Annotated in this window: 16 protein-coding genes; 8 read left to right on the top strand and 8 right to left on the bottom strand. The window is 61.4% G+C overall.

The window, feature by feature from the left end; genetic code table 11:
• Nucleotides 1-97: 97 nt before the first annotated feature.
• On the top strand, nucleotides 98-1,060 hold the full coding sequence (locus A7X77_RS26640) for a patatin-like phospholipase family protein (protein WP_064685844.1): 963 nt from the start codon (nucleotides 98-100) through the stop codon (nucleotides 1,058-1,060).
• Nucleotides 1,061-1,117: 57 nt separating this feature from the next.
• Here the strand turns inward: A7X77_RS26640 and A7X77_RS26635 are convergent, their stop codons facing one another.
• Nucleotides 1,118-1,552, bottom strand: a complete 435-nt coding sequence (locus A7X77_RS26635; RefSeq protein ID WP_064685843.1) for a CBS domain-containing protein — start codon at nucleotides 1,550-1,552, stop codon at nucleotides 1,118-1,120.
• A gap of 94 nt (nucleotides 1,553-1,646) precedes the next feature.
• The gene (locus tag A7X77_RS26630; protein WP_064685842.1) at nucleotides 1,647-2,438 is read right to left on the bottom strand and encodes a rhomboid family intramembrane serine protease; all 792 of its coding nucleotides are present in this window, start codon (nucleotides 2,436-2,438) and stop codon (nucleotides 1,647-1,649) included.
• Between the two features lie 263 nt (nucleotides 2,439-2,701).
• Here A7X77_RS26630 and A7X77_RS26625 point away from each other — a divergent pair, with 263 nt between their 5' ends.
• The 7 genes from A7X77_RS26625 (at nucleotide 2,702) to A7X77_RS26595 (ending at nucleotide 9,473) form a co-directional block, all read left to right on the top strand.
• A complete protein-coding gene (locus tag A7X77_RS26625; RefSeq protein WP_197486899.1) occupies nucleotides 2,702-3,346 on the top strand; it encodes a PAS domain-containing protein in 645 nt (214 codons plus the stop codon).
• Nucleotides 3,347-3,470: 124 nt separating this feature from the next.
• Nucleotides 3,471-4,082, top strand: a complete 612-nt coding sequence (locus tag A7X77_RS26620) for a PilZ domain-containing protein (protein ID WP_038689051.1) — start codon at nucleotides 3,471-3,473, stop codon at nucleotides 4,080-4,082.
• 360 nt (nucleotides 4,083-4,442) lie between these two features.
• Entirely contained in the window at nucleotides 4,443-5,417 is a 975-nt protein-coding gene (pip, locus tag A7X77_RS26615) for a prolyl aminopeptidase (protein ID WP_064685840.1), read from the top strand.
• Between the two features lie 373 nt (nucleotides 5,418-5,790).
• Complete coding sequence (locus A7X77_RS26610; RefSeq protein WP_064685839.1) at nucleotides 5,791-6,396, top strand: transglutaminase-like cysteine peptidase; 606 nt, start codon at nucleotides 5,791-5,793, stop codon at nucleotides 6,394-6,396.
• A 221-nt stretch (nucleotides 6,397-6,617) separates the two neighbouring features.
• On the top strand, nucleotides 6,618-7,403 hold the full coding sequence (locus A7X77_RS26605) for a hypothetical protein (protein WP_064685838.1): 786 nt from the start codon (nucleotides 6,618-6,620) through the stop codon (nucleotides 7,401-7,403).
• Nucleotides 7,404-7,521: 118 nt separating this feature from the next.
• On the top strand, nucleotides 7,522-9,084 hold the full coding sequence (locus A7X77_RS26600) for a D-alanyl-D-alanine carboxypeptidase (protein WP_064685837.1): 1,563 nt from the start codon (nucleotides 7,522-7,524) through the stop codon (nucleotides 9,082-9,084).
• 113 nt (nucleotides 9,085-9,197) lie between these two features.
• Nucleotides 9,198-9,473, top strand: a complete 276-nt coding sequence (locus A7X77_RS26595; RefSeq protein ID WP_009994808.1) for a hypothetical protein — start codon at nucleotides 9,198-9,200, stop codon at nucleotides 9,471-9,473.
• 145 nt (nucleotides 9,474-9,618) lie between these two features.
• Here A7X77_RS26595 and A7X77_RS26590 read toward each other — a convergent pair whose 3' ends face one another.
• The 6 genes from A7X77_RS26590 to A7X77_RS26565 all read right to left on the bottom strand — a co-directional run bounded on the left by A7X77_RS26590 (nucleotide 9,619) and on the right by A7X77_RS26565 (nucleotide 16,964).
• A complete protein-coding gene (locus tag A7X77_RS26590) occupies nucleotides 9,619-10,056 on the bottom strand; it encodes a DUF1489 family protein (RefSeq protein ID WP_064685836.1) in 438 nt (145 codons plus the stop codon).
• 116 nt (nucleotides 10,057-10,172) lie between these two features.
• Nucleotides 10,173-11,576 (bottom strand): L-serine ammonia-lyase, encoded by a 1,404-nt coding sequence (locus A7X77_RS26585; RefSeq protein ID WP_064685835.1) that lies wholly within the window; start codon nucleotides 11,574-11,576, stop codon nucleotides 10,173-10,175.
• A 361-nt stretch (nucleotides 11,577-11,937) separates the two neighbouring features.
• Nucleotides 11,938-13,083 (bottom strand): CaiB/BaiF CoA transferase family protein, encoded by a 1,146-nt coding sequence (locus A7X77_RS26580; RefSeq protein WP_064685834.1) that lies wholly within the window; start codon nucleotides 13,081-13,083, stop codon nucleotides 11,938-11,940.
• Between the two features lie 45 nt (nucleotides 13,084-13,128).
• A complete protein-coding gene (locus A7X77_RS26575) occupies nucleotides 13,129-14,793 on the bottom strand; it encodes an electron transfer flavoprotein-ubiquinone oxidoreductase (RefSeq protein ID WP_064685833.1) in 1,665 nt (554 codons plus the stop codon).
• Nucleotides 14,794-14,833: 40 nt separating this feature from the next.
• Nucleotides 14,834-15,721 (bottom strand): 3-hydroxybutyryl-CoA dehydrogenase, encoded by an 888-nt coding sequence (locus A7X77_RS26570; protein WP_064685832.1) that lies wholly within the window; start codon nucleotides 15,719-15,721, stop codon nucleotides 14,834-14,836.
• A 58-nt stretch (nucleotides 15,722-15,779) separates the two neighbouring features.
• Nucleotides 15,780-16,964 (bottom strand): acyl-CoA dehydrogenase, encoded by a 1,185-nt coding sequence (locus A7X77_RS26565; RefSeq protein ID WP_064685831.1) that lies wholly within the window; start codon nucleotides 16,962-16,964, stop codon nucleotides 15,780-15,782.
• Between the last annotated feature and the right edge of the window lie 61 nt (nucleotides 16,965-17,025).

Genomic DNA, 17,025 nt, shown 5'->3' with positions numbered 1-17,025 from the left:
GCCCCTTATTGTGCCAGAAACCGCTTCTATATACCATTTGGCAATTGATCGGGCACACTATCGCACCACACGTGTTCTGCTGGGAGGGGAGAGCGCAATGCTGAACTGGAGTCTGCATCGTCAAAGCGCTGAAGGCGAAGGTTCCGGTTCCGGCATGTCGACGATCCTCGAGACAATCCCTGCCCCTGCGCCTGCCAAGAAAATCAAGATCGCGCTCGCGCTTGGCGGCGGCGCGGCCCGCGGCTGGGCCCATATCGGCGTATTGCGCGCCCTTGACGAAGCCGCGGTCGAAATCGGCATGATTGCCGGCACGTCGATCGGCGCCCTGGTCGGCGGCTGCTATCTTGCCGGCAAACTCGATGAACTCGAAACCTTCGCACGCTCGCTGACCATGCGCCGGATCGCAAGCCTGCTCGATCTGACCATCGGCGGCAGCGGCCTGTTCGGCGGTATGCGGCTGACCAAGCGCATGCAGGAGCATCTCGAAGGCCTAAATGTCGAGGATCTGGACCGGCCTTTCGTCGCGGTCGCAGCCGAGGTCAATACCGGCCATGAGGTCTGGATCGCCAACGGTTCGCTGATCACGGCGCTGCGCGCTTCCTATGCCCTGCCCGGCATCTTCGAACCGGTGCGCAGCAATCAGCGCACGCTCGTCGACGGCGCGCTGGTCAACCCGGTTCCCGTCTCCGTCTGCCGCGCCTATGAGCAGCCGCTGGTCGTCGCGGTCAATCTCAATTACGATCTCTACGGCCGCTCGGCCGTCGTCCGGCACAATGCCAGCCTTTCTCCGCAGGAGGTGCAGAAACAGGAAGAGGCGCCCTATGCCCGCCTCGGCATGACCGGCGTCATGGTGCAGGCCTTCAACATCATCCAGGACAGGATTGCCCGCGCCCGCCTTGCCGGCGACCCCCCCGACATTTCGCTGCAGCCGCGCCTCAGCTATATCGGCCTTTCCGAATTCCACCGGGCCGGCGAGGCGATCGAGCGCGGTTACGAGGAAGCCAGAGCCCGGCTCCCCGAGATCAAGCGCATGCAGGAAATCTACGCCAGCCCGCCATAAGGCGTCGCCCCTGCGACAGGCGCTGCGGTCGACGGGATCTGAACCACAAAGCGAAGCTCAGCCGGCAATATAGGCCTTGATGTCCTCGGCCTCGCGTTCGACTTCGGCGATCCGCGATTTCACCACGTCGCCGATCGAGATGATGCCGGCAAGCTTGCCGTTGCTTTCCACCGGGACGTGGCGGAAACGGCGGCTGGTCATCAGTTCCATCAGTTCGTTGACCGTCGTCTCCTCATGGCAGCGATAGACCTTTGCTGTCATGACCTTGGCAAGCGGCTGGTCGAGACCCTCCTTGCCGTGCTTGGCGATCGCATGCACGAGATCGCGCTCGGTGAACATGCCAGAAATCCGATTCTCCATGCCGACGACGACGATGGCGCCGATCTTCTTCTTGCTGAGGATGACCGCAGCCTCGGCGACGGTGGTGTTCGGCCCGGCGGTAACGACGTCCCTGCCCTTCAGGTCGAGGATTGCTTTGACTGAACTGGTCATTCGAACCTCCTATGTCGAAACTGTAACGCTTGTCACAGTATCCGTGGCGGTTTCTCCCCCCAAACGCGGATGGTTGGATGGTGCACTGCCCCGCTCAGGATTGCAACACATCCTTCTCCGCTTCGGCTGGTTCGATCGGCGCCTGCGGCGCCGCTCGGTCGAACAGCGAAAATAAAAAGAAGCCGAAGACGAAGCCGCCGATATGCGCGTCCCAGGCAATCTCCTGATCGCTGTCGCCGACGAGCGGGATGCCGACGGCGATCAGGGCGTTGCCGACGAGCCAGAGCAGCATGAAAAAGACGACGGTCCGGCTCTTCAGCGCCCCGGTGATGGAAAGCCGCGCATTGAGATGCGCCGCCAGCATCGGACGTCGCTCAGCCGGAAAGGCGAACCGGCAGGCGGCTCCCATCAGCCCGGAAATGACGCCGGAGGCGCCGATCAGCAGCGACACGTCTCCCCAGTTGAGAACCGCGTGGAGAGCGGCGGAGGCGGCTGCGGAAAACAGCCAGAAGAACACGAATCGCAGCGTCCCGATGCGACGCACGACCGGCGCGCCGAAGGCCATCAGCCAGAAGGCGTTGAAGACGATGTGCTGGACGCTGCCGTGCAGCAGCGAATAGGTGACCGGCGTCCAGAACAGCTCGAAACCCTGATGCGACAGCGGAATCACGTAGCGTGCGGGAACGAAGCCAAAGGTGAAGAGCAGCCAGCTGACAGCATCGTCGGACAGGACGAGCGCCTGCGCCGCATAGATGACGATCAGCAGGCAAAGGCTGAAGAACAGCGCCGGCGGAAGGTTGAAGACCGGTACGCGCGGGGGCCGCGCCGGCGGTTCGACCTCGGAAGATTCGGGCGCCTTCTGCGGCTCGCCCGTTTGCTCATTCATCTGTGTTCGCCTCGTTGTGGCCCCAGCCATACAGGAGCGATGGCCAAAAAAAAAGCCGCCCGGAATGTCGGGCGGCGTACCGGGAACCCTGAGGAAAGATCTCGGCCCGGGCAGGTTGTGCAGAACTTCGAAAGTCGAAGCGAAGACGCGACAGTGTCATGGCAGGCGCCACACCTCAACCGAAACCCTTTCTTAACCTTAACGGCCGGGATTTGGCATGAAATCCGCAAGGTAGAAGTTGTCCGGGCAATGAGTGCCCGAAAATGATCCGGAATGGGACAGGTTGGTGTGAAATGCGTGTGCAAACGACCATCGAAATTTTTGACTATTGGAACCGTATCCGCGGCGCAGCCGGTGCGCCGCTGAAGTCCCAGGTCGAACCGTCTGCCGTACCCCATCTACTGCAAAGTCTCTTCATCCTCGAGGCGCGCGAGGACGGAGACATCGTTTTCCGGCTCGCCGGCACCCGCATCTGCGATCTCTTTGGGCGGGATCTGCGCGGCGAACGTTTCTCATCGCTCTGGGCGCATGGCCAGCACGCGGATATCGAACGCACCGCGATAGGTGTCATGGATCACGCCATGCCGGCCCTGTTCAATGCCACCGGCTACAGCACCGTCGGGCACCAGGCCTCCTTCGAGATCATCATGATGCCGCTGCGCTCGTCGCACGGCGCTTGCGACCGGGTGCTCGGCGCGATCGCGCCGGTGGCGGCTGCAAGCTGGCTGGAGATCGTGCCGCTGGAATTGCTGGCGCTCGACCGCAGCCGTCTGCTGCCCGAAAAGTTCAGCAAGGTCGCGCCGGCCGAACTGCGCCCGATCAACGAAAGCGTCGCCGGAAAGAGCATCGGCTTCGGCCAGGCCATGCGCCGCGTGGTGTCGCAGCTGCTGACTGGTGAGGCGCGCTGAGCGTCTCGTTTCGGGACAGCGGCCATACTCGTTTTTGGTTATGTCGGCAGGCGCCGAGACAACCTTCTGTTAATGGATTGGGGGTAAAGATTGGCCTCTGAGATTTTCATGAAGAAGCCTTTTGATGCACTCGTTCCAGCCAGCACAGACGCAACGACCTGCGCCGCGCCCTGAACAAGGCGTTTTCCAGCGCGTGCCGATCAATATGCAGGGCCGGCTGATGCTTGCAAACTACGAGGAGTTTGAATGCATGGTGATCGACATGTCGCCCGGCGATATGTACGTCACCTGCTCCGGCCGGCCGCGCGCCAACGAACGCGTCGTCGCCTATATCGACCATCTCGGGCGCGTCGAAGGTTATGTCCAGACGCTCGACGGCCGCGGCTTCACCATGTCGATCAATGCCACCGAGCGCAAGCGCGAGAAGCTCGCCGCCCAGCTCACCTGGCTTGCCAACAAGCACGAGCTCGGCCTGCCGGAAGATCGCCGCCACGACCGTCTGACGCCGCGCGACGTCAAGACCGAACTGACACTCGATGACGGCACGCGATATGCCTGCCGCATCATGGATCTTTCGCTCTCCGGAGCGGCCGTCGACGTCGAGATGCGTCCTTCCATCGGAACGGCGGTGCGTCTCGGCAATATGCGCGGCCGCGTCGTGCGCCATTTCGTCGAAGGCGTGGCGATCGAATTCCTGTCGATCCAGTCCCGCGAGACGCTGCGGGAATTCCTCTAACAGCTGCTGCGAAGCGCGCTGCCCCGCCGGTGATTTCCGCGGCGGCTGCATTTTCGCCAGACATCCGCCGAGGCTGTTGCCAGCGCCCGGCGCTCACCCGGTCAGGTCGCGTCGAGAACACCTGGATCTGACCGCAACAAATCTGCAAGCGGCAACAAATCCGGCTTGGGAAAGCAAGCGCCCTGTCGCAAGTTGTTCCCACCAGTAGATGCCTAAGCTTATGAGTGGAACAACCTGCGACACCGACCAGCCGGGAGCAGGTCGCGCATAATTCAGCAACGATTTTGCGCGCGGCATCGCGGCCACTTTCCTTCGCTATCGAGATAAAGGATAAGGTCCTCCCCGACCGCAGAGGCACCGATGTCAGCTCTCTATCCGAAAATCGAACCCTATGATCATGGTCTGCTCGACACGGGCGACGGCAACCTGATCTATTGGGAGACCTGCGGCAATCCGAACGGGTGGCCGGCACTGGTGCTGCATGGCGGGCCGGGCTCCGGCTGTTCGACTGACGCCCGACGCCAGTTCGATCCGGAGGCCTATCGGATCGTCCTTTTCGACCAGCGCAATTGCGGCCGAAGCCTGCCGAGTGCGGCCGATCCCACGACCGACCTCTCCCTGAATACGACCTGGCATCTCGTGGCTGATATCGAGAAGCTGCGGCTCGTCCTCGACATCGACAGCTGGCTGCTTTTCGGCAACTCCTGGGGCTCGACGCTGGCGCTCGCCTATGCCGAAACGCATCCGCAGCGAGTCGCCGCGATCGTCCTGTCGGGCGTCACCACCACGCGGCGCTCGGAAATCGACTGGCTCTGTCGCGGCATGGCGCCGCTCTTTCCGGAAGAATGGCATCGTTTCCGTCAGGGGATTCCTTCCAGCATGCAGGGGCTGGATGAGGATATGGCTGGAGCCTATCACCGTCTCCTCAACGATCCGGACCCGCAGACGCGTCTGAAGGCGGCGCGCGACTGGCATGACTGGGAGGCAGCCTCGATCCTGCTCGCCGATCCGGACGGACTGCCGCGCCGCTGGGCCGACCCGGTCTACGTTCTGACGCGCGCCCGCATCATCACCCATTATTTCCTCAACGGTGCCTGGCTGGAGGACGGCGTGCTCTTGAGGAACGCCGCGCAGCTTGCCGGCATTCCAGGCATCCTGTTGCAGGGACGGTTCGACATCGAGGCACCACTTGTCACCGCCTGGGAACTGGCGCGCGCTTGGCCCGAAAGTGAACTCAGGATTCTCCCGTACGCTGCCCATTCCACCGCAAATCCTGGTATGAGCGCAGCAATCGTCGCCGCCACCGACCGGTTTCGCAATTTCCCTCAAAAATAATTTTTCCTTTTGAGTCGCCGAGGGCGGCAGTTTTCCGGTCATCGGCCGGACAATTCCCGTCAATCCGGGCCGTTCCGTCCGACGACCGCATGCCGCCGGCAAGGACGGCTTCCCCGCAGGAGTTTACCGACTCAGGGCAAACCTTAATGGCCGGACGGCAGCGCAGCCTTTTCGAGCGCGAAAGCCTTGCTGCGCTAATTACAATTTTAATCGACTTCGAGACAAATGCGCCTCGAATTTTATGCGCATTCGAGTTTGTTTTTAGCCAAGTTTTATCGGCATTTGATTCAACTAAGCCTTTAATTCTATTACGCAATTTTGCGCGAGATAAAAACGTCTGTGTCATTGTCGCCTCAACTTAGGGGGGACGGCAATGACGACTGCGAATATCCTGAAAGGCGGCCTTCTGGCCGGTGTCATCGCGATGACCATGGCGGGTTCGGGACAGGCGACCCCAGCAAGCATGGCACTGGCAGGTAATGCCAGCCCGCCGATCGGACACTATGAGTTCTGCAAGGCCAATCCAACGGAATGCGCCTATGCCGGCGGCGACGCCGGACCGGCCATTCTCACCGAGGAGCGCTGGAAGGAAATTCTCAAGGTCAATTACACTGTCAATTCTTCGGTCCAGCCGGAAACGGATGAACAGATCTACGGCGTTGAAGAGCGCTGGGCCTATCCGACCAGCGTCGGTGACTGCGAAGACTATGTCCTGCTGAAGCGCAAGATGCTGATCGAGGACGGCTTTTCGCCATCCGACACGCTGATTACGGTCGTGTTGCAGCCGAACGGCGAAGGCCATGCCGTGCTGACGGTCCGCACCGACCACGGCGACTTCATTCTCGACAACATGCGCAACAAGGTGCTGCTGTGGTCGGACACTGAATACACCTATCTCAAGCGCCAGTCCGCCAATGATCCGGGCCGCTGGTCCAAGCTTCAGGACGGCCGCGCCATCGCGGTCGGTAGCGTCAAGTAGCAGCATAACCCGCCGGCCAAGCCGGCGCTGGTTTCGGCCCGGTCAGTCCCCGCATCCCGTCCCGACCGGTGCCCAAGAGCCGTTCCCGCTGTCCCGGGAACGGCTCTCTCCTTTTTGGAACAAGGGCCATTCCGGTACAGCGGCACCCCGAAAACTTAGCGAATTATTAACCCTGCCGGTCTGATCATGTTGGTGAGACTCATCATCGGCACCGGCGGCTCATGTTCTTCCTGCGGCGGGCCGAAACACGAAGAACCGCCATGAGCCAAGCAGCGCAAAGCACACCGGACGAGCAGCCGCTTTTTTCCATGGGGTTCCTCCTGCGCACGATGGCGGTGATCGCCGTCCTTGCGGTCCTCACTGTCGCCATCTGCATTGCAGGTCGTTGGTTCGGCCGGCACATCTCCCTTGCCGGCAATACCGACAACACAACCGAAATCACGCTGACCATCGGCCGCGACACCGTGAAACTGCCCGAGAATGCCATCCGCTTCCCGAGCCAGCGGCATGAAGGTGCGGCCGAGCGCGTCGATCTCTACCTCGCCTGGCCTGATATGCGGGGTTACGGCAAGGACAACCATCTTCGATTCGACGATGTCGCCCAATCCTCCGGCCTGATCTTCCTGCAGATCGCCCAGAGCACCATGTCGCGCGACATGTCCGGCCGGCTGGAGCCGATCTATTCGCATCTGATCGAAGGGCCGTCCCAGGCTTTTCGCGACGGATTGACGCTGCACCGTCTTCGCGCCGACGCCGGTTATGGCGACGAAGTGCTGCTGACGGCACCTGTCAAGGGCGGACCGGACTACGTCGTGCGCTGCATATTGCCGTCAACCCCAGACAAGGCGGCAAGCGGTGATTGCCAGCGAGATATCAAGGTCGGCAAGGATCTCAGCGTCCTCTACCGCTTCTCCAGCAGCCATCTCGACGATTGGGAACATATTGATGCCGCGATCCGCACCTTTGTAGAGGCGCGTCTTATGAACCGTTCTGCGACAGGTCCTTAAAATGCTTCCGGAAGGCGAGTGAAACGATTCATCATAAACGGATTGGTAACGCTGAATCGGTAATTTCAAAAGACGAGCTGTGCGGCGGGGGGTGTGCGGTTCCTGCCCGATATCTGAAATGCAAGCGAAGAGTGGAATAGTGTCAAGGTCAGTCTCCTCCGTATCATCATTCCGGTCCGGCAGCTTTTTCGCAAAGCTCCTGGCGATCCTTTCGGTGGCTCTCACGGTCGTCCTGGTTGATTCAGTCAATGCGGAAGCGAAGACGGCCAATCCGAAATATGCAGGCATCGTCGTCGACGCCAAGACCGGCAACGTTCTCTACAGCGAGAATGCCGATCGGCTGCAATACCCGGCCTCGCTAACCAAGATGATGACACTCTACATGGTCTTCGAAGCGCTGGAGCAAGGGCGCATCCGTCTCGACACGCCGGTTCCCTTCTCCGCTCATGCCGCTGCCCAGGCACCCACGAAACTTGGCGTGCGCGCCGGCGGCACGATTACCGTGGAACAGGGCATCCTCGGTCTCGTCACTCTGTCTGCGAATGATGCCTCAACCGCCCTCGGCGAACTGCTGGCAGGCAGCGAGGATCGCTTTGCTCAGTTGATGACAGCCAAGGCGCATGCTCTCGGCATGACGCGCACCACCTATCGCAACGCCAACGGCCTGCCGAATACGGCGCAGATGACGACGGCGCGCGACCAGGCCCGCCTCGGCATCGCTCTCCGTCAGCATTTTCCGCAATATTACGGCTATTTTTCCACCCGCGCTTTCAAGTTCGGCAGCCGCACGATCCGCAGTCATAACCGGCTGGTCGGCTCAGTGCGCGGTGTCGACGGAATCAAAACCGGTTACACGCGGGCCGCCGGCTTCAATCTTGTGAGTTCTGTCCAAGTTGACGGCAAGTCGATCGTCAGCGTGGTGCTTGGCGGTACTTCCGGAGCGGCTCGCGACGCCCAGATGCGCAATCTGATCGCCACTTACCTGCCCAAGGCGTCGAGCCGCGGCGGAAACTCGGCGTTGGTGGCTCAAGCAGCCCCTGCCCCGGCGATTATCGAAACGCCCGCTCCGGTTCAGCCGCAGAAGGCCCGGCAGCAGCTCGCCCCGCAGCCGGTCGCCCAGCAGCAGGTCGCAAAGACGATCACCGCAGCGCAGCCGCCGATTTCCGCCGCTGCCGCCGATCTCAGCCTGCCGCACAAGGGACCGCTGCCGGACGCTCGCTATCAGGTGGCCGCAACCGAAGTCGCCTATACCGAAACATCCGCGACGAAGTCCGACAACCCGCTGGTCGCCCAGGCCATGCCGGCACCGACCAAGGTCAAGACCACGAGCTTCAAGCCGCAGGCTCCGGCCGCAGCACCTGCCGAACCGGACAGCGCCGCCGTCGATCACGTCACGACTGCTTCGACCAGCGCCGCCCCGGAAAGCGCCGCGCCGGCGGGCTGGGTCGTACAGGTCGGCGTCTCGCCGAGCCGGCAGATGGCCATGGGCCTTCTGGAGGGCGCCAAGAGCAAGGGCGGCAAGGCGCTGGCCTCGGCAAAGCCCTTCGCCGTCGCCTACGGTACGGGCAACGACCAGGTCTACCGCGCCCGCTTCGGCGGCTTCGACGATCAGCGCGATGCGGTGAACGCCTGCAAGGCCTTGAAGAAGGCCGGCATCAAGTGCTGGGCGGCTGCACAATGAGCTATTCGATGCTGCCTGCAACATGGCCGGCGGCATTGGTAACGGCCGGAATCGGTGTTTGCGTTTCCGGCCACCATTCTTGAACTCGATCAGTAGTGCGTACGGGGAAAACAATGGCGATAAATGAAAATGTTCCGGGAATGCCAGGCGACCGCCGCATCGGGGCCAAGGGGCGCTCAGCCCTGCATCCGCTGCACGAAGCGGCGCTGCGGCTCGCCGAGATGGGCCTGCAGCGGCCGAGAGCGAAATCTGCCAAGACCCGCGATCTCATCAACCTGCTGCTTTGCCACGGCGCTCGCGCCTGGCGCTATTCCCAGCCGGAAGCCCGAATCCATCTGCATGTGACTTCGCCCGACGGCAGCGCCCCGGTGCAATTGCGCCTGCGCTGAGCCGCCTGTGCTGTCGGGAACCGTTGTGTTCGGCGGCAGAGGTTAATGCATCTCGCCCGGAAGTGTGCAGCGATTCCGGGACAACAACATGCATAAAAACAAAGAGCTAAGGCGCGTTGCGCGGATCATATTTGATGCGACGCGCCTAGAGCAGGCCGAGCTCGGTAAGCTCGCGTCGCAGGTCGGCCGGCATTTCGGCGATGCCGGCACCCAGGCTCGTCAGATCGGGCGGCACGTCATCCTGCGCATAGTAGCGCCAGCCCTGGAACGGCCGCTTCGGCTGTACCGCAGTTTCGATGACTTCGGGACCGAGCATCAGGCGGCAGCGTGAAATCCCTTCTGCGTCGGTGAAGGTCTCGATGCCGAGCAGCCGCTGTCTCGCCTGCACCTGCCCCTTGATCACCCAGTAGAGCGAGCCGCCGTCGAGCAACTCCTCCATGCGTTTGGGCACCATGCGGGTCGTATGCACGGAATGCGGCTCGAGCCCGGCGGCAATGGCGCGCAGCGAGCGCTCCGCCACCCATTCGCGCAGATCGTCGATCGAGTCGGCGCCGACGCAGAGTTTGATGAGATGCAATGCCATACCGCCGTTGAAATCCTTTTGGCGGCGAGCGTCAAGCGCCTACGGCATGCCGGGCGAAACTGTGCAGCGGTTTTGCACTTGCTGAAAAGTTGAACCGTTCTAACGCGGTGGCAAACTCAGCATTCGACGACATTGACGGCGAGGCCGCCGGTCGAGGTTTCCTTGTATTTCTCGCTCATGTCGTGGCCGGTCTGGCGCATGGTCTCGATGCAGGCGTCCAGCGGCACGAAGTGCTGGCCGTCGCCCTTGACGGCGAGCGATGCCGCCGTGACGGCCTTGACCGCCCCGAGCGCATTGCGCTCGATGCAGGGAACCTGGACGAGGCCCGCAACCGGATCGCAGGTCATGCCGAGATGATGTTCGAGCGCAATTTCGGCGGCGTTTTCGATCTGCTCGGGCGTGCCGCCCATCACGGCCGCAAGGCCGGCGGCCGCCATCGCCGCGGCCGAGCCGACCTCGCCCTGACAGCCGACCTCGGCGCCCGAGATCGAGGCGTTATGCTTGATGATGCCGCCGATGGCGGCCGCCGTCAGCAAATAATCGCGAATACCGTTCTGGTCCCAGTCCTCGTGAAAATGCTCGTAATAGCGGATCGTCGCCGGAATGACACCGGCCGCCCCGTTGGTCGGCGCGGTGACGACACGGCCGCCGGCCGCATTTTCCTCGTTGACGGCCATCGCATAGACGCTGAGCCAATCGTTGGCGAGCAGCGGATTGACGCGATTGCTGCGCCACTCCTCCTGCAGCTTGTCGTGAATCCTGCGGGCGCGGCGCTTGACGTTGAGGCCGCCCGGCATGACGCCTTCGACCTTGAGACCGCGCTCGATGCAGGAGCGCATTGCCTCCCAAATTCGGTCGAGCCCCTGATCGAGCTCCTCTCGGCTACGCTGGCTCTCCTCGTTCGCCCGCTTCATCTGCGCAATCGAAAGCCCCGAGCGCTCAGCCATGTCGAGCATCTGCCTGGCGGTCGCGAAAGGATAGGGCACGCGCGCGCCGCCCACGGCGTTCTTCTTCGCCCGCATCTGCTCCAGTTCGGTGTCGGTGACAACGAAGCCGCCGCCGACCGAATAATAGATGCGTTTCAAGAGCAGCCGTCCGTCACGGTCATAAGCGGAGAAGATCATGCCGTTGGCATGGCCGGGCAGCGGCTGCTTCTTGTCGAAAACCAGGTCGGTCTTCGGCTGGAATTGGTAGGCCGGATGGCCCGTCGGCGCGATGCGGCCGGTGCGCTCGACCGTATCGATGATGCCGTCCATCTTGTCGGGATCGACGCTGTCGGGCGCTTCGCCCATCAAACCGAGGATGACGGCCCTGCCCGTTCCATGGCCGATGCCGGTATGGGCGAGCGAACCATGCAGGCTGACCTTGATCGCGGCGACCTGCGCGCCCGATGACGGGCGTGGCCATTCATTCGACAGGATCAGATCGAGAAACCGGTTGGCTGCCGACATCGGACCCATCGTGTGCGAACTCGACGGCCCGACACCGATCTTGAACACGTCGAATACCGAGAGAAACATGGATGCGCCTTCTGATCACTGGAATGCAAATTTAGACGCCACCGGTTTCTGATCCAAGCGGCAAACCGACATCGCCTAGAGTCGGTGCGACATTCCGACTGCACACTGGCTGACACAGACAAAACCCGCGCAACGCAGCGATGCGGCAACCGATTGTTACGAACATCGTCGCCTCACCGCAAGAGACGGCCATCGTGGCACGAAGATGTCGCTTGAGCAAAGGCGCAGAGGAAAGCTCGGCAGAAGCGGCGCGGTTTTCGGCCAGCCCGGATCGGAGAGCCTTCTGCGACCGCTTTTCAAAACGCGCAGTTTCGGCGCGGCCTCTCATTGCCGTCGATGTCGAAAAAGCCAGGTTAAAACGTCAGTCCAATAGGGTCCAGTCTGCTTGTACCTTGCCATTGTGCTCACCAAGCCTGGGCGACTTGCGGTGCGAGGAGAGCGCGTGCCCTGAGAAAATGATTGGTGTACGGATGCCCGCTATTCCTTCATTTTCCACGGCCATCTTTCGATGCGCGACTTGCGGGTCGGCAAATACGTCTTCGACGGTATTGATGGGGCCGGCGGGAATGCCCACGCGCGCCAAGTCGGCTAGCAGATCCGTCCGCTTGAAAAGCTTCGTCTGTGCTTCCATGGTCGATGTCAGCTCCTCTCGATGGCGAACTCTTTCCGCATTAGACTTGAAACGGATGTCGTCTGCCACAGCAGATAGCCGGAGGATATCGCATAGCCGTGCAAACTGAGCGTCGTTCCCGCAGGCGATAATGATATTGCCGTCAGACACCGGGAATACTTGGTATGGCGCGATGTTGGGATGCGCATTGCCAAGTCTCGTCGGCGCCTTTCCCGAGGCCAGGAAATTCATTGCCTGGTTGGCCAGCACACCCACCGCACTGTCCAAAAGTGCCATATCTATGAACTGTCCCTCACCTGTCGTATTTCTGAGGATCAGAGCGGCTTGGATAGCGATGACTGAATAGAGACCCGTGAAGATATCGGCGAACGCGACGCCGATTTTCTGCGGCTCCCTTTCAGGTTCACCGGTCAGATCCATGATGCCCGCCATGCCCTGGACGATAAAATCGTATCCTGCACGCCCCGCATAGGGACCGGTTTGGCCAAAGCCGGTAATCGAGCAATAGATCAGTCTTGGGTTGATCGCCTTGAGGCTCTCGTAATCAAGACCGAACTTCTTCAACCCGCCTACCTTGAAATTCTCGATGACGACGTCCGCGTTCGCCACCAGTGCGCGAAGCTTGTCGACGTCCTCCACAGAGTTGAAATCCGCCGTGATGCTCAGTTTTCCGCGATTGCAGCTGTGGAAGTAGGCTGCAGCGACATCATCGCCATCCCTGATGAAGGGAGGCCCCCAGCGACGCGTATCGTCGCCCTCCGGGCTTTCCACCTTGATGACGGTCGCACCCAGGTCGGCGAGCGTTTGTCCGGCCCACGGACCAGCCAGGATTCGCGCCAATTCCAAGACCCGAACGCCTTCAAGCGGAGACTGCATCGATAACTCCCTGATCTATTCCCAAGTTCGCTGATCGTCGTTTGGCTACATATTCGGATAGACCGGTCCCTCGCCGCCCTGCGGCGGCACCCAGTTGATGTTCTGGTTGGGATCCTTGATGTCGCAGGTCTTGCAGTGCACGCAGTTCTGGGCGTTGATGACGAAGCTCTTGTCGCCATCCTTCTCCACCCATTCATAGACGCCGGCCGGACAGTAACGCGTCGACGGGCCGGCATAGATGCCGAGCTCGGAGCTCTTCTGCAGGCCCATGTCCTTGACCTGCAGATGCACCGGCTGGTCTTCCTCGTGATTGGTGTTCGACAGGAACACCGAGGACAGGCGGTCGAAGGTCAGCACCCCATCCGGCTTCGGATAGGCGATCGGCTTGTGCTGCGAGGCCGGCTCCAGCGAGGCCGCATCGGTCTTGCCGTGACCAAGCGTGCCGAAGAAGGAAAAGCCGAACAGCGTATTGGTCCACATGTCGAGACCGCCGAGCGCCACGCCGAGGGCGGTGCCGAACTTCGACCACAGCGGCTTGACGTTGCGGACCCGCTTGAGATCGCGGCCGATGTCGCCCTGGCGCCAGTCGTTTTCGATCTCGACGACTTCGTCATGGCTGCGGCCGGCTGTGATGGCAGCGGCCAGCTTCTCGGCCGCCAGCATGCCCGACAGCACCGCATTGTGGCTGCCCTTGATGCGCGGCACGTTGACGAGACCGGCCGAACAGCCGATCAGCGCCCCGCCGGGGAAGGACAGCTTCGGCACCGACTGATAACCGCCCTCGGTGATGGCGCGCGCCCCATAAGAGAGCCGCTTGCCGCCTTCGAAAGTGCCGCGGATCGCCGGATGGGTCTTGAAGCGCTGGAACTCCTCGAAGGGGTAGAGATAGGGGTTCTTGTAGTTCAGGTGGACGACGAAGCCGACCGCCACCAGATTGTCCTCGAGGTGATAGAGGAAGGAGCCGCCGCCGGTCTTCATGCCGAGCGGCCAGCCGAACGAGTGCTGCACCAGACCCTGTTTGTGGTGCTCGGGCTTGACCTGCCAGAGCTCCTTGATGCCAATGCCGAATTTCTGCGGCTCGCGGTCCTTCTGCAGGTCGAACTTAGCGATCAGCTGCTTGGCGAGCGAGCCGCGCACACCCTCGCCGATCAGCGTGTACTTGCCGCGCAGCTCCATGCCGCGGGTGTAGTTCGGCCCCGGCTCGCCGTTCTTCTCGATGCCCATATCGCCGGTGGCAACGCCGATCACCGCACCCTTGTCGTCGTAGAGCACTTCGGCGGCGGCAAAGCCCGGATAGATCTCGACGCCGAGTTCTTCCGCCTTGCCCGCCAGCCAGCGACAGACAAGCCCAAGCGACACGATGTAGTTGCCGTGATTGTTCATCAGCGGCGGCATCATGACATTCGGCAGGCGGATCGAGCCGGCCGGGCCGAGCAGCAGGAAATGGTCGTCTGTCACCTCAGTTTTGAAGGGATGATCGGCCTCATCGCGCCAGCCGGGCAGCAGCCGGTCGATACCGACAGGATCGACGACGGCGCCGGAGAGAATATGAGCGCCGACTTCCGAGCCCTTCTCCAGCACGACGACCGATAGTTCCGGATTGACCTGCTTCAGCCGGATCGCCGCGGAAAGACCGGCAGGACCGGCGCCGACGATCACCACGTCGAATTCCATGCTCTCCCGACTATCGTCTACGTGTTCTTCGGTCATGATGAATGCCTGATAAATCTCGATATTGGAAAGGATGGGATCAGCGAGTTGGCCGAGCCGGAACGTACCTGTAGTCGTAGAACCCGCGTTGCGCCTTACGGCCGAGCCAGCCGGCTTCGACATATTTGACCAGCAGCGGGCACGGGCGGTACTTGCTGTCAGCCAGCCCCTCATGAAGGACCTGCATGATGGAAAGGCATGTGTCCAAACCGATGAAGTCGGCCAATTCGAGCGGCCCCATCGGATGATTGGCGCCAAGCTTCATGCCGGTGTCTATGGCCTCCACGTTTCCGACACCCTCATACAGGGTGTAGATCGCTTCGTTGATCATCGGGATGAGAACGCGGTTGACGATGAAAGCCGGAAAATCCTCGGAGACAGTGACGGTCTTGCCGATGGATTCGGCGAAAGCCTTGGCTGTGGCGAAAGTTTCTTGATCGGTTCCGATGCCGCGGACCAGCTCGACCAGCTTCATAACCGGTACGGGATTCATGAAGTGTATCCCTATAAAACGATTGGGTCTGTCGGTTGACGCGGCGAGCCGCGTTATGGAGAGCGACGACGTGTTCGTCGCCAGGATCGCGTCGGGCTTGAGGACGGGGCACACATCCGCAAAAACCTTCCTCTTGATGTCTTCATTCTCGCTGACCGCTTCGACGACCAAATCGGCCTTCGCCAGCTCCGGGAGGGAGAACGCGCCCTTGATCCGGGAGGTCGCCTGCTCAGCCGCCTCGCCCGGCATTTTACCGGTTTCGACCTGACGTCCGAAATATCCGGTACTCGCTTCGAGGCTCGCGCGGATCCGATCTTTGTCGAGATCGTAAACCAGGGCCTCATACCCATGTTTCGCCACGACTTCCGCGATCCCGGTTCCCATCTGGCCGGCGCCAATGACGGCGACGGTCGCAATCTTATTCGCTATAGGCATGCTGCCTCTCGTTGATCCAGAGATGGAAGGTCGATCTGCGCCGAACGGATTGCGGCAATCAGAAGAAAGCCTGGAGGCCCGTCTGGGCGCGGCCAAGGATCAGCGCATGGACGTCGTGGGTGCCCTCATAGGTATTGACCGTCTCCAGGTTCTGCGCGTGGCGCATGACATGGTATTCGATCTGAATGCCGTTGCCGCCGTGCATATCCCGAGCGTGCCGCGCTATTTCAAGCGCCTTTCCGCAATTGTTGCGCTTGACGATCGAGACCATTTCCGGGGCCATCTTGTGCTCATCCATCAGGCGTCCGACCCGAAGCGAGCCCTGCAGTCCGAGGGTAATCTCGGTCATCATATCGGCGAGCTTCTTTTGATAAAGCTGCATACCTGCAAGCGGTTTGCCGAACTGCTTGCGGTCCAGACCGTATTGGCGAGCGCGGAACCAGCAGTCCTCGGCAGCTCCCATGACGCCCCAGGAGATACCGTAACGGGCGCGGTTGAGGCAGCCGAACGGTCCCTTGAGACCCGAAACACCGGGCAGAAGCGCATCCTCGGTGACTTCGACACCATCCATCACGATTTCGCCCGTGATCGAGGCACGCAGCGAAAGCTTGCCGCCGATCTTCGGAGCCGAAAGGCCCTTCATGCCCTTCTCGAGAACAAAACCGCGAATTTCGTTGTTGTGAGCCTCAGACTTTGCCCAGACGACGAAGACATCGGCAATCGGCGAGTTCGAGATCCACATCTTCGAGCCGCGCAATCGGTAGCCGCCCGCAATTTTCTCGGCGCGGGTTTTCATGCCGCCGGGGTCGGAGCCGGCGTCAGGCTCGGTCAGGCCGAAACAGCCGATCAGCTCACCCGAAACGAGGCGCGGCAGGTACTTCTTCTTCTGCTCGTCGGAGCCGTAGGCGAAGATCGGGTAAATGACCAACGAGGACTGCACGCTCATCATCGAGCGATATCCGGAGTCGATGCGCTCGACCTCGCGAGCGACCAGGCCATAAGCGACGTAGGATGCGTTCGCGGCCCCGTACTCTTCCGGCAGCGTAACACCGAGAAGGCCGGTCTGCCCCATCAACCTGAACAATTCGGGGTCGGTCGCTTCTTCGAGATAGGCCTCCTGGACACGCGGCAGGAGTTCGGATTCTGCGAAAGCCGCCGCGGACTCGCGGATCATCCGTTCATCTTCGGTCAGCTGGTCGTCGAGCAGAAAGGGGTCATTCCAAGAAAAGGCCAAGTTCGTCATCCTCCCGTTGAGGTTTTTGGCAATTCGAATTTGATGGGATTAAAGCCGCTTTTTCGCGATT

It is taken from the genome of Rhizobium bangladeshense, from assembly GCF_001662075.1.
Classification (GTDB): domain Bacteria; phylum Pseudomonadota; class Alphaproteobacteria; order Rhizobiales; family Rhizobiaceae; genus Rhizobium; species Rhizobium bangladeshense_B.
The sequence above is the reverse complement of the archived record's forward strand: the minus strand, read 5'-3'. Positions and strand labels throughout refer to the sequence as shown.

Bases quoted from the DNA above. Each gene is read 5' to 3' on its own strand.
- A7X77_RS26640 (WP_064685844.1), top strand. From the start codon at position 98: ATGCTGAACTGGAGTCTGCATCGTCAAAGCGCTGAAGGCGAAGGTTCC.
- A7X77_RS26635 (WP_064685843.1), bottom strand. From the start codon at position 1,552: ATGACCAGTTCAGTCAAAGCAATCCTCGACCTGAAGGGCAGGGACGTC.
- A7X77_RS26630 (WP_064685842.1), bottom strand. From the start codon at position 2,438: ATGAATGAGCAAACGGGCGAGCCGCAGAAGGCGCCCGAATCTTCCGAG.
- A7X77_RS26625 (WP_197486899.1), top strand. From the start codon at position 2,702: ATGATCCGGAATGGGACAGGTTGGTGTGAAATGCGTGTGCAAACGACC.
- A7X77_RS26620 (WP_038689051.1), top strand. From the start codon at position 3,471: ATGCACTCGTTCCAGCCAGCACAGACGCAACGACCTGCGCCGCGCCCT.
- pip (WP_064685840.1), top strand. From the start codon at position 4,443: ATGTCAGCTCTCTATCCGAAAATCGAACCCTATGATCATGGTCTGCTC.
- A7X77_RS26610 (WP_064685839.1), top strand. From the start codon at position 5,791: ATGACGACTGCGAATATCCTGAAAGGCGGCCTTCTGGCCGGTGTCATC.
- A7X77_RS26605 (WP_064685838.1), top strand. From the start codon at position 6,618: ATGTTCTTCCTGCGGCGGGCCGAAACACGAAGAACCGCCATGAGCCAA.
- A7X77_RS26600 (WP_064685837.1), top strand. From the start codon at position 7,522: ATGCAAGCGAAGAGTGGAATAGTGTCAAGGTCAGTCTCCTCCGTATCA.
- A7X77_RS26595 (WP_009994808.1), top strand. From the start codon at position 9,198: ATGGCGATAAATGAAAATGTTCCGGGAATGCCAGGCGACCGCCGCATC.
- A7X77_RS26590 (WP_064685836.1), bottom strand. From the start codon at position 10,056: ATGGCATTGCATCTCATCAAACTCTGCGTCGGCGCCGACTCGATCGAC.
- A7X77_RS26585 (WP_064685835.1), bottom strand. From the start codon at position 11,576: ATGTTTCTCTCGGTATTCGACGTGTTCAAGATCGGTGTCGGGCCGTCG.
- A7X77_RS26580 (WP_064685834.1), bottom strand. From the start codon at position 13,083: ATGCAGTCTCCGCTTGAAGGCGTTCGGGTCTTGGAATTGGCGCGAATC.
- A7X77_RS26575 (WP_064685833.1), bottom strand. From the start codon at position 14,793: ATGACCGAAGAACACGTAGACGATAGTCGGGAGAGCATGGAATTCGAC.
- A7X77_RS26570 (WP_064685832.1), bottom strand. From the start codon at position 15,721: ATGCCTATAGCGAATAAGATTGCGACCGTCGCCGTCATTGGCGCCGGC.
- A7X77_RS26565 (WP_064685831.1), bottom strand. From the start codon at position 16,964: ATGACGAACTTGGCCTTTTCTTGGAATGACCCCTTTCTGCTCGACGAC.